Here is a 12,013-nt window from a genome sequence, read left to right as displayed (position 1 = left end):
GGCATCACCTTATTTCTTCTATGCTATAACAATTTATACCCTTATTTAACATATGGGAAATAGCATCATAACTAACCTTAGGCATTTTATCTAAATAAAATAATGTAACTTGATATCCCTCTGTAGATAAACTTATAAAGTAATCTATATTCTCTTTACTCATATCATAGGTTACTATGACAACAGCACTTTTCTTATTCACATTAAACATGAACTTCTTCATAAAAAGAGGTAACTTACCTCTTCCTTCACTGTACTTACTTACCATACGAGTTTTTAATCCTTCCAAATGTTCCTTATTACTAATATTAAAAACTTCAGCATTTTCTCCTATAATTATAACTTGTGAATTAGCACTTTTATCCTGCATATAGTTTATTAGAGATAGGAAAAACTCTACAACATCTTCCTCTCTTACCCCATCTTTATCCAAACTAAAAGGATCTTTTCTTAAGTCTAAAAAAACATGTATACGTGGACTTTCACTACTTTCATATTCCTTTACAAATAATTTTCCATGCTTTGCAGTAACCTTCCAGTTTATTCTTCTATAACTATCTCCAATCCTATATTCTCTAATATTTTTGATAGTTTCTAAACTTTCAGGCCCCTTATTTAACTCTTTCATTACAGTCTTAGTATTAAACTCTCTTAGATTAGCTCCTTTTATCTTAATACTATTCAAGGGATAAATATTAGGATATACCTTTATAGTTTCATTATGGTTATATGAATTTTTCCAAGTAAAAACTCCAAATATATCACTAACTATACTAGTTGTACTACCTAATCTATAGTCACCTCTAATCGGTATATTTATACTTTTTTTCATAAATTTGTTACTATTTATATTTATAGAAATAATATCCCCTCTATATTTTTTCATAACTCCTTTTAAAAGGGAATTTTCAACTTCCATATATGATATTGGAAATATAGAATCATTGTATACCTTTATAATAATGTTATTATTTTGACCAGCAATAATTTCCTTTTTATCGCTAACTACATCAATATTTAAACTCTTTCTTACAAAATAAATATATATACTTGTAATAATTAACACTAAAAGAAGGCAATAAAAAATAGAATAGGGTAAATTTCCTCCTGAAAATAGAGCAAATATAAAAGCCAGAATAGTTAATATAAAATAGGATTTTTTAATCTTCAACATATATTCTTACCTTTGGTGCTATTACTAAATTTAAAATTTCTTCTAAAATATTCTCAGCCTTTATTCCCCTTGCAATAGAGCCATTGGTTAATATTATCCTATGAGAAAGAACTAATTTAACATTTTCCTTAACATCTTCCGGTATTACATAATTTCTACCCTTTATTAAGGCTGTAGCTTGTGCAATCCTAAGCAATCCTAAAGAAGCTCTCGTACTTCCACCTAATACTATTTCTTTATGATTTCTTGTAGCATCAATAATATTTACTATATATTTATTAATTTCATCATTAACCTTTATCTCCTTAACCTGTTGTTGAATGTTTATTATATCTTCCTTTGTTGCAACTGGAGTTAGTTCGTCTAATGGATTTTCCCTTCTATATAAATTTAAAATATATGCTTCATCCATTTTGCTTGGATAGCCAAGATGAACTTTTATCATAAATCTATCTAGCTGAGCCTCTGGCAAAGAAAAAGTCCCTTCATATTCAATAGGATTTTCTGTAGCCATTATAAAAAATGGCTTCTCTACCTCATAGGTTGCTCCCCCTTCTGAAACCTGCATTTCTTCCATTACTTCTAATAGTGCAGACTGTGTTTTAGGTGATGTTCTATTAATCTCATCCGCTAAAACTATATTTGAAAATATAGGTCCCTTATTAAAAATAAATTTTCCTGTGCCAGCATTATAAATTGAAATACCAGTAATATCTGACGGAAGTAAGTCAGGAGTAAATTGAATTCTACTGTATGATAAACTCAAGCTTTCTTTTATGGCTTTTATCAATGTTGTCTTCCCAACTCCTGGTACATCCTCTATTAAAATATGACCTCCCGAAATCATACCTTTCATGATATCATAAATCTCTTTTTGTTTTCCAACTATAACTTTTTCTATATTAGCTACAATATTTTCTATAAGTTCTACATTACTTCCCATTCCAAATCCCCCAATTTTGTCCATTATTTTATTCTTACTATTTCGGTATCATTATCAAAAAAACCTTTTAATTTTTTGAATTTTTTAAAAATTATTACCCAGATATAGACATTCTATGCCTATATCTGGGTAATAATTTTAGTCTTTTCCCATTCTAACAATAGTATTTTTACCTGCATATATACTTTCACCAACTAGAATTTTATCTACTACTTTACCACCTTCATATCTAATTCTATAGGTATTCACTATATAACCACTTTTGCCATTTTGCTCTATTACTATTTCTCCCTCAGCTAAACTATAATCATAAATGATTTCTTTTTTAGGCTTGATTTCCTTCGCAATTTCACTTTTTATTTCATAGTGTGGATCTCGCTCTTTTTCATTAGAAAATATATTAAAAGTTATTTCTTTATTTTGAACAATAACTTCAAGCAAAATAGGAAAACTATAGTTATTTTTAAACTTGAAATCTGAAGCTCCATAGGCAATCATAGCATCCTGCCCCATTGGAACATAGGATATTATCTTACTATGATTTTTCCTTTCAGTTATATATAAATTACTTTTTAATACTGCATTATATAAAGTTGAAGAAACTTGACATACCCCTCCTCCAATTTCATCTATGAATGTTCCATTTTTAATTACCTTTGCATATTCAAAACCTTTTCCTGGAGTAGTTGCTCCTACAACTCTATTGAAACTAAATTCATCTCCCGGCATAACTACTGTATTATCTATATACTTAGCTGCCATTTCAATATTTCTACATCTACCAAAGCTAGAATTTGTAAAACTAGTTGTATAAGATGCTATCTTAGTATTTATACTTTTTAAATCGTCTTCCAGAATTTTAGGATATACTTTATTAAAATCCACATTTACAATAATATCACTATCATCTAAACTATTATCTACTGCTTCTATAATACTTTTATTTAATGCATCTCCATTTATCTTTCTACCTATTTCATGGGGTGTTATAAGAAATCCACTCCACTCATGATCTATGGTTGCATTTACCGGTGATTTATTTTGTTCTTTTTCTATAATCTTTAAAAACTTGTTAAAGCCTTCTGCATCTAGGCTTGTCACTGTATAAAATTCCCTATCTATACCTTTATTAGCATTCTTATATCTATCTACAAAATTATCTTTCTTTCCATAAAGTAGTGCCATATCAACTATCTCTTCTACATTCTCACGAACACCTAATTCACTAAAAGATATTTCATAGCTTTTTTCATCAATTTGAACTTTTACATTTCTATTTACATTAATATCCGTTAAATCTTTACTTATTTTAAATATAGCTTCTTCTTTACTTAAAAGTGAAACATCTATTTTATTAATACTAACTCCTTTATATATAAGATTTTCGTGATTTCTAATAGTAATTTGCATCTTCATTAATATGAAAATACTAATAATAACTAATAATATTATTAATAAGATAGATATTCCTTTAAACTTTTTTTTCAAATCTTCCACCTCCATATGTAAAATATATGAGGCTAAGGAAATCATTATAATACCTAGTCACAAATTTTCAAAAATAAGCACTTAGATTAAATTCTTAATCCAAGTGCTTATTTAAATTTTTTATAATATTACATTGCATTATGCCATCCTCTTAATTCTACGCTTCCAGCTTGGTGACAAAATTTCATCTATAATATCTCCCATTACTGCAATCCCACATAACTTATTATCTGCATCCACCACAGGTACAGAGTATAGATCATATTTTACAGCTATAGCTATAGCAACATCAATTTCATCTGTATCTACCACTTTAAATGGTTCTGTATTCATAATAGATTTTAGTTTTACAGCTGAATCTGATATTACCAAATCTATTAGAGATACTATTCCTTGTAGCCTTTCTTCTTTGTCAACAATATATATATAATGCGCCACTTCTTCCTCCGGCTTAAGCTCTCTTATTATATTAATAGTTTCTTCTACAGTAATATCTATATTAAAGGATATAAAATCAGTATTCATTATATTACCAACTACTTCATCCTCATATTTCATAAGATCTCTTATTTCATTTTCATCATCATCATCTAAATTTACTAAAACACGATTAGTAGTTTCTTCATCCATATCATCTAACATATTAGCAATTTCATCATTAGGCATAATGTCTAATATTTTCTTTGCCTTATCTTCACTCAAATTATTCAGAATATCCTTTACCATATCATGGTCAATTTCTTCTAAGGTATCTGAAGCTAAATCTATATCTAACCCATCTATAACTTTAACTCTGTCCTCTAACGATAAATCTTCCACAATTTTAGCAATATCCGCTGGATGTAATTTACTCAACTTATTGTATGGTGTCGTTAGCTTTAAAGAGGAAGCTACCATCTCTAAAGATTGAACGCTCTCCCAATTTATTAGATTTTCTTTTGGTTCTTTATTAAATAGAGCATATACCTTCTTTATGGGATTCTCAATTTTCATTTTCCTTGCAATTGCTAAAGTACCTGACTCTACTCCAATCACAGTTACGTAGCCATTCCTTTTTACCATCTTTAAATCAACAACTCTTACTATTTTTTTACCATTTACATCTACTATATCTTTATCTAATAAATGTTGAGATAAAAGATATGAATATTTCCTTGGAATTATATCTTTAACTTGTACAACCCTTATAATATATTTCCCATTCTCTTTGTATACATCAATATTTCTAAATTCAAAGTTTTCAATTTCTCTTCCATTTTTAATCTTGTATCCAATAGCTCTTGGATATCCATAATCTGTAGTTACATAAATATCTTCTAACTTTCCTATACAATAATTTAATTCATCATAAACCCATCTGTTTAAGATACTACTTAGATAAAATTCTGATAGTTTCTCCATATTATTCCTCCTTCAATAGAGGAATATGTATATAAGTGTCTATAACTTAATAAACAGTATTCCTCTATTTCTATTCGATTTATAAATGTCATCACAGTCCTTACACAACAAAGGCCCACCGTCCATTAATTTCTCACCACCTAATTAAATATATTTTTATATATACTTATTATAGTCTACATATTTAATTTTGTAACTATATTATTCGAATTTGGTTGAATTTCTTCATATTTATTTAATATCACGACTTTTCTCTCTTTTCATTCAAATTACTACCTTATACTAAATGAATCTAACTTTTATATAGTATTTTCCTATAATAGTCCTATTCATATTTGTCTCTTATTATGTTAATATAGTTTAATGTACAAATTAGTGCGAGAAAGGAGGTATCTTATTATAAACTTACTGATATTAAAAAATTTAATACTGTCATTAGTATTCACCTTAAAAATTTAATTACTCGAGGTAAGTTTATATAAGAAAACCTATGAAAAATAATACGAAATTTTTACCTATCTCTAGAGAAGACATGAAAAAAAATCATATTTCTCAACTTGATTTTATAATAATAACTGGAGATGCATATATAGATCACCCATCCTTTGGAACTTCTATAATTGGAAGACTTTTAGAAAGTGAAGGTTTTTCTGTAGGAATTATAGCTCAACCTAGTTGGGACTCTTGTGATGACTTTAAAAAACTTGGTGAACCTAAATATGGCTTTCTTATAAACTCTGGAAATATAGATTCTATGGTAAATCACTATACCGTTGCTAAAAAGAAAAGACATGATGATCTTTATTCTCCTGGTGGTAAAGGCGGTTATAGACCAAATAGAGCTGTTATAGTATATTCAAACAGAGCTAGAGAAGCTTATAAAAATGTTCCTATAATTATAGGTGGTATAGAAGCTAGTCTTAGAAGATTTGCCCACTATGATTATTGGGATGATAAAATTAGAAAGAGTATAATTCTTGACTCTAAGGCGGATCTTTTAATATATGGTATGGGTGAAAAACCTATAGTTGAAATTGCCAATTTATTAAGATATGGAAAACCAATCAATCACATTACTTCAGTTAAAGGAACCTCCTATGTGACCAACAAACTAGATAAAATTAAAGACTATATATTACTGCCTCCCTTTGAAGAGATTACTTCTGATAAGAAAGCCTATGCTAACAGCTATTACCTTTCCTCTAGGGAGCAAGACTCAGTTTGGGGTAAGACATTAGTAGAGCCTTATGGTGACAGGTTTGTAGTTCAGAATTCACCTCAAACCCCTTTAAGCACTAAAGAAATGGATAATGTTTACAATTTACCTTATACTAGAACTTATCATCCTATTTATGAAGAAGCCGGTGGTATACCTGCTCTTAAGGAAGTTAAGTTTTCTATAACTAGCCATAGAGGTTGTTATGGCAGTTGTTCATTTTGTGCTCTAACTTATCATCAAGGTAGAGTTATTCAAAATAGGAGCCAAGATTCTATAGTATCTGAGGCTAAGCTTTTAACGGAGGATAAAGACTTTAAGGGATATATCCATGATATAGGTGGTCCAACAGCTAACTTTAGACAGCGAGCTTGTAAAAAACAAATTGACCATGGAGTTTGTAAGGATAGACAGTGCATGTTTCCTACACCTTGCAAAAACTTAATAATAGATCATACTGAATACTTAAGTCTTCTAAAAAAAGTTAGAACTTTACCTAAAATAAAAAAAGTTTTTATTCGTTCTGGTATAAGATATGATTATCTAATATATGATAAAAACTCAAAATTTTTTAATGAACTTTGTGAACACCATATAAGTGGTCAACTAAAAGTAGCTCCTGAACATATAAGTGATAAAGTACTTTGTGAAATGGGTAAACCATCTAAAGAAGTTTATGATAAATTTATAACCAAATATCATGCCATAAATAAAAACTTAGGAAAGAAACAATTTGTGGTACCCTACCTTATGTCTAGTCATCCTGGTAGTGATTTAAATGCTGCTATAGAGTTAGGACAATATATAAAATCCATGGGACATATGCCAGAACAGGTTCAGGACTTTTATCCTACACCAGGCAGTTTATCAACTACCATATATTATACTGGTATAAATCCTTTTACTAATAAAAAAGTTTATGTAACCAAGAGTCAAAAGGAAAAAAATACGCAAAGAGCTCTTTTACAATTTGGGAATCCTGAAAATCATAATCTAGTGAAATCGGCTTTAATTAGTTGCCATCGAGAAGATTTAATAGGCAACGGTAAAAATTGCCTAATCCCAACTAATCCTATTATAAGAAAAAAATCATCTTCACCTTCTAATAATAAGGAAAAAACTAATGTAAAAAGCCCTAATCTTAAAAAATCATCTAAAAATGTTACTAGAAATAAAAATTCTAAGAAAATCTCTTATAGAAAATAATTTATTAACCTTATTGTAACTGATAAAGGCTATTTAAGATTGAATACAAATCTCAAATAGCCTTTTACTTTAATATTTATTTTACATTTTCACTGTTTTATGTTTAAAGGTTCCAATACTTCCATACAATACTATAATCCAAGCCAAATCACCTATCAATAAGTAACCTATATTCTCACTACTTTGTAGTGTTATTGCAGTGGTTCCTACAAATACTAAAGAAGCTATACCAATTAACACTGTACCCCACTTCACACTATGCTTATACCTAAAGCTTTTTATACTTATAAAAAATGATAATCCATTGATACATAACAACATTTTATATGGCAACAAATTGCTTAAAATAATATTATATCCATAGGATAATGATATATAATACTCCATAGGAATCTTAAAAATACATATCAAATAAATAACTATTCCTGTAATAAAAATTCCATAAAACCAATTTATGTCTATCCTTGTATTTCTATAAAAAATATATATACAAATGTATATAATTATAGGAATATATATGATATTTAAAAACACTAAATTCTTCATTAAGTACACACTTTTCATATTATCTGCCAGAAGAAGCACTAATAAGCTAACTATTCTAAATATAATTAAAATAAAAGATATGGTAAGCACTTCTTTTATTTTAACCGGACAATATCTTATGCTTGAGGTTACAGACTCATAAGTCAAAAAAATCATGGCTAAAATCAAGAACAAGTATATATAAATATTCAATATCCACACTCCAAAATAATAATTATATTTATATATATTACTTTTTTATATATTTTATGAAAGTATTACTCCTCTTTATATCCTATTATTTTAATAGCCCTACGCTCACATGTGATTTCAAGTGGAAAATCAGGACCTTTTTCTCCATCAATATCAGTAGCTATATTCTCATCACACTCTATAGTTAGCTCCTTACATTTAAAATAAAGTATTCCATCCATATCTGTAACTTGGCCTTTTTTCATCATAATAATTAAATTATTAAAAGCATTCTTTAAAATTTCCTTTTTTATAACAACTACATCTAATAATCCATCATCTGCTTCTGAGTGATCTGCAAATTTAATATTTCCCGCTGTTTGACCATTAAACACAAGTATAGTATATATTTTTCCTTCAAAATTTACTACTGGAGAAGTAATCTTCACATTTATTTTTTTTAGATTTTTAACCTCTTCTGCAGCTTTTACATAATAAGCTAACTTTCCCATTGTATTTTTTAGATTATTATCAGTTTTTTGAGATATATCTGTAAACAATCCCGCGCTAGCCACATTTACAAAGTATTTATGATTTATTCTACCAAGATCGAAACGCTTAACCTTACCTTCTAAAATCTGTTTACAAGCAGCAGATATATCATTCGGTACTCCTAAGTATTTAGCAAAATCATTAGCTGTACCTACTGGTAAAAATCCTACAGGAATATCTATATTATTTTGCTTCATTTTATTTATTACTGAATCAATAGTACCATCCCCACCAGCTATAAGAATATACTTGTAGCTTTCATCTATTTCAATTAGAGCATCTCTAATATCCACATCATGACTAATTCTAAAAGGCTCTATAGTATATCCATACTGTTGATGAATTTTGATCACCTTATCTATGTTGTTTATTATTGAATTTTCTCCCGAGTAAGGATTATAAATAAATTTAACTCTTTCCATAATTTCCTCCTATATCATTTATAAACAATATAACTTAATTATGCCCACGAATATTATTTATAATTATATATTATACTTTGTTTACCTTAATCTCTATAATATTACCATTTTAAAAACCTTTTTTCAAATTTTAAAATTTATTCATATTTTTTAACATTTAATAATTAATTTTTACTTTCATTGCATATATATTTTACAATGGTAATCAAAATGTATATAATAAAATAGAGGTGATAGTGTGAATAAATCTATTATCCCAAATTCTATGACTTTGGGTAACTTAATTTGTGGAGTTTTATCAATACAATTTACTATAAATAATGATTTTACTACAGCTGGAATTTTAATTTTATTAGGAGGAATCCTTGATAGATATGATGGTACCGTAGCACGATTTTTAAACACTCATAGTGAACTGGGAAAAGAACTTGATTCTCTAGCGGACTTAGTTTCCTTTGGCGTAGCTCCATCAATTTTAGCCTTTTCCTTATATGGATTTAGTAATTTTGGACTTTTAGGTAAAATTTTATTAGTATTATTCCCTGTGGCAGGAGCTTTTCGTTTAGCTAGATATAATTGTACAGATTTTAATAATGTTTTTACTGGCATACCTATAACTATAGCTGGTAGTTTACTAGCTGTACTTGAGATTTTTTCTACGGTAAGACCCATCCCATCAATCATTCCAATGGTATTTATGACATTGCTTTCATACCTTATGGTTAGTCATTTTCAAATCAAAAAAAAATAAAATAGTAATATTAAAAGCAACTATTTTTAATAGTTGCTTTTAATATTACTTATAAATATATTCTAAACCACATAATAATATGAAAGAGTCACTACTATATATACTGCTATAAGCAACGCTCCTTCAAACCAATAGGTCTTACCATCTTGAAACACAAAATAAGACATACCCATAGCTATAGACATGGTTACTATTTGAAAAGCTGAAAATAGTAGGTTTACCTTGAATCCCATAAAGGAAGAGCAAATAATTAATATAGGAATTACAAACATAGTAATTTGTATACTTGAGCCTATTGCAGTTTCTAGGCTAGCGTCTATTTTATTTTCTAAAGCACAAACTATGCTTGACGCATTTTCACCAAAAGACCCCAAAAGTGGAATTAAAATTATTCCTAAAAATTCTTGTGAAATTTTATACTCTTCCACAATAGCATTTACACCACCAACTAATCTTTCACTTATAAAATATAAAAGTATAGTTACAATTATAATTAACCCAAATACTTTTCTAATTTCATTCTTATCGCCATTCTTATTCAGCATCTTTTTTTCATCTAATATAAATAAATTACTATGGGTATATAAAGAAAATATTAGCCCTAGTATATAAACACATATCAATACTCCACCTATAATTAAACTTAATTTTTGAAAGCTACAATTATCAACAAAAGAGTATCTATTTAAAGCTGATACAATTATTATAGTAAACATAACTAAAAATAACATATTTAAATTTGTACGTGCAATTATCTTATTAAATTTTTGTTCCCTATATTTTATCCCACCACAAAACACCGCAATTCCTAGACCAAGTAACATATTTGTAATAACAGCCCCCAAGAGTCCTGCCTTTGCCATAGAAATCATACCATACTTTATAGACCAAAGTCCCATCATAAGCTCTGGAACATTCCCTGCTGTAGCCGAAATGAGGCCTCCTCTTTTCTCACCTATATAATTTGATATTTTTGAAGTTGCTCTTCCCAATAAAATGGCTAAAGGAATCATTATTAATGAGTACATTATAACATTAACTATGTTAGAACCTATATTTATTAAAAGCAGTACCATAGAAACTAATACTACAGCCAATATGACTACTTCTTCTTTTCGAATAAAATCTTTTTTCTTAAAGTCTTTCATACTTTCCTCCACAATATAACATAGATATATATTTACTCTATTCATATAATAAAGAAACAGTTACATCTATATTTTTACTAAAGATGTAACTGCTATGAAATACTTTATATTTTTTTATTTATTAGAATATACTTTATCTTTTAACTTTTGGCCACATGGTGTTACAGCAAGACCACCTAAGGCAGTTTCCCTTAATTCACTAGGCAATGCCCTTCCTATTTTATACATAGAAATTACTGTATCATCAAAGGGAATTTTACTCTCAACTCCAGCCATTGCCACATCTGCCATAGTAAGAGCACTTACTGCTCCTGCCACATTTCTTTTAGCACATGGTATCTCAACTAATCCTGCTATTGGATCACAAACTAATCCTTCCACATTCTTTATTACCATAGCTCCTGCATCAAAGGCCATTTTAGGAGTTCCTCCCATCATTTCTACAATGGCAGCTGCAGCCATAGCAGCTGCACTACCACATTCTGCTTGACATCCACCTTCAGCACCTGCTAAGGTTGCATTTTGGGCAATTAGAATCCCGACCCCTGAAGCTGTAAATAATGCAGTTATCAGTTCATCATCAGTTTTATTTAATTTCTCTCCTGCTGTTATAATGGCTGCAGGTATAATACCACAGCTACCTGCAGTAGGTGCTGCTACTATTCTTCCCATGGCTGCATTAACTTCAGAACAAGATAAGGCTCTTGCCATAGCTTTAACTATAAAATCACCACATAAGGTTTCTTTTTTTTGGAAATACCTTCTGATCTTGGTTGCATCTCCCCCTATAAGTCCACTTATAGATATAATCTCTTTATCCATAGCTTCTTGCGTTGCAGACTTCATAACTTTTAGATTTTCTCTCATCATTTCTATTAATTTCTCCCTAGAAGTTTCTGAAGACTCCATTTCCTCTCTTATAGTGTATTCTGCAATGGATATATTCTCTCTATTACATACTTCAATTATTTCAGTTGCCTTTGATAAAAACATTA

At 28.9% G+C, this 12,013-nt stretch carries 10 protein-coding genes; 2 read left to right on the top strand and 8 right to left on the bottom strand.

Going from position 1 to position 12,013, the window contains the following annotated elements; genetic code table 11:
* Positions 1 to 4: 4 nt before the first annotated feature.
* From ABDZ93_RS13550 to ABDZ93_RS13535, 4 genes are all read right to left on the bottom strand, one after another.
* Positions 5 to 1,066 (bottom strand): DUF58 domain-containing protein, encoded by a 1,062-nt coding sequence (locus ABDZ93_RS13550; protein ID WP_343826943.1) that lies wholly within the window; start codon positions 1,064 to 1,066, stop codon positions 5 to 7.
* Between the two features lie 94 nt (positions 1,067 to 1,160).
* Positions 1,161 to 2,117: an AAA family ATPase gene (locus ABDZ93_RS13545; protein ID WP_343826942.1), complete on the bottom strand. Its 957-nt coding sequence runs from the start codon at positions 2,115 to 2,117 to the stop codon at positions 1,161 to 1,163.
* Positions 2,118 to 2,255: 138 nt separating this feature from the next.
* Complete coding sequence (locus tag ABDZ93_RS13540; protein ID WP_343826941.1) at positions 2,256 to 3,605, bottom strand: VanW family protein; 1,350 nt, start codon at positions 3,603 to 3,605, stop codon at positions 2,256 to 2,258.
* Positions 3,606 to 3,743: 138 nt separating this feature from the next.
* Positions 3,744 to 5,006, bottom strand: coding sequence for a magnesium transporter MgtE N-terminal domain-containing protein (locus ABDZ93_RS13535; protein ID WP_343826940.1), 1,263 nt, complete (start codon positions 5,004 to 5,006; stop codon positions 3,744 to 3,746).
* Positions 5,007 to 5,496: 490 nt separating this feature from the next.
* Between ABDZ93_RS13535 and ABDZ93_RS13530 the strand changes: the two genes are divergently transcribed.
* Entirely contained in the window at positions 5,497 to 7,428 is a 1,932-nt protein-coding gene (locus ABDZ93_RS13530) for a YgiQ family radical SAM protein (protein ID WP_343826939.1), read from the top strand.
* A gap of 81 nt (positions 7,429 to 7,509) precedes the next feature.
* On the opposite strand, the gene ABDZ93_RS13525 is transcribed toward ABDZ93_RS13530, so the two are convergent.
* Both ABDZ93_RS13525 and ABDZ93_RS13520 read right to left on the bottom strand, forming a co-directional pair.
* Entirely contained in the window at positions 7,510 to 7,815 is a 306-nt protein-coding gene (locus ABDZ93_RS13525) for a hypothetical protein (RefSeq protein ID WP_343826938.1), read from the bottom strand.
* A 416-nt stretch (positions 7,816 to 8,231) separates the two neighbouring features.
* A complete protein-coding gene (locus ABDZ93_RS13520; protein WP_343826937.1) occupies positions 8,232 to 9,119 on the bottom strand; it encodes a YegS/Rv2252/BmrU family lipid kinase in 888 nt (295 codons plus the stop codon).
* Positions 9,120 to 9,357: 238 nt separating this feature from the next.
* Here ABDZ93_RS13520 and pssA point away from each other — a divergent pair, with 238 nt between their 5' ends.
* A complete protein-coding gene (pssA, locus tag ABDZ93_RS13515; RefSeq protein ID WP_035132430.1) occupies positions 9,358 to 9,870 on the top strand; it encodes a CDP-diacylglycerol--serine O-phosphatidyltransferase in 513 nt (170 codons plus the stop codon).
* Positions 9,871 to 9,932: 62 nt separating this feature from the next.
* Here the strand turns inward: pssA and cax are convergent, their stop codons facing one another.
* A complete protein-coding gene (cax, locus tag ABDZ93_RS13510; RefSeq protein WP_343826936.1) occupies positions 9,933 to 11,018 on the bottom strand; it encodes a calcium/proton exchanger in 1,086 nt (361 codons plus the stop codon).
* Between the two features lie 114 nt (positions 11,019 to 11,132).
* Positions 11,133 to 12,011 carry an L-serine ammonia-lyase, iron-sulfur-dependent, subunit alpha gene (gene sdaAA / locus ABDZ93_RS13505; protein ID WP_343826935.1) on the bottom strand — a complete coding sequence of 293 codons (879 nt, stop codon included), beginning with the start codon at positions 12,009 to 12,011 and terminating at the stop codon, positions 11,133 to 11,135.
* Positions 12,012 to 12,013 lie beyond the last annotated feature (2 nt).

It is taken from the genome of Clostridium subterminale (assembly GCF_039521425.1).
GTDB lineage: Bacteria > Bacillota > Clostridia > Clostridiales > Clostridiaceae > Clostridium_J > Clostridium_J subterminale.
Note: the sequence above shows the minus strand (reverse complement) of the source record. Positions and strands in the feature narration are given on the sequence as shown.

Coding starts and splice junctions, on each gene's coding strand:
- ABDZ93_RS13530 (WP_343826939.1), top strand. CDS start 5,497: ATGAAAAATAATACGAAATTTTTACCTATCTCTAGAGAAGACATGAAA.
- sdaAA (WP_343826935.1), bottom strand. CDS start 12,011: ATGTTTTTATCAAAGGCAACTGAAATAATTGAAGTATGTAATAGAGAG.
- ABDZ93_RS13545 (WP_343826942.1), bottom strand. CDS start 2,117: ATGGGAAGTAATGTAGAACTTATAGAAAATATTGTAGCTAATATAGAA.
- ABDZ93_RS13525 (WP_343826938.1), bottom strand. CDS start 7,815: ATGGAGTATTATATATCATTATCCTATGGATATAATATTATTTTAAGC.
- ABDZ93_RS13535 (WP_343826940.1), bottom strand. CDS start 5,006: ATGGAGAAACTATCAGAATTTTATCTAAGTAGTATCTTAAACAGATGG.
- cax (WP_343826936.1), bottom strand. CDS start 11,018: ATGAAAGACTTTAAGAAAAAAGATTTTATTCGAAAAGAAGAAGTAGTC.
- ABDZ93_RS13520 (WP_343826937.1), bottom strand. CDS start 9,119: ATGGAAAGAGTTAAATTTATTTATAATCCTTACTCGGGAGAAAATTCA.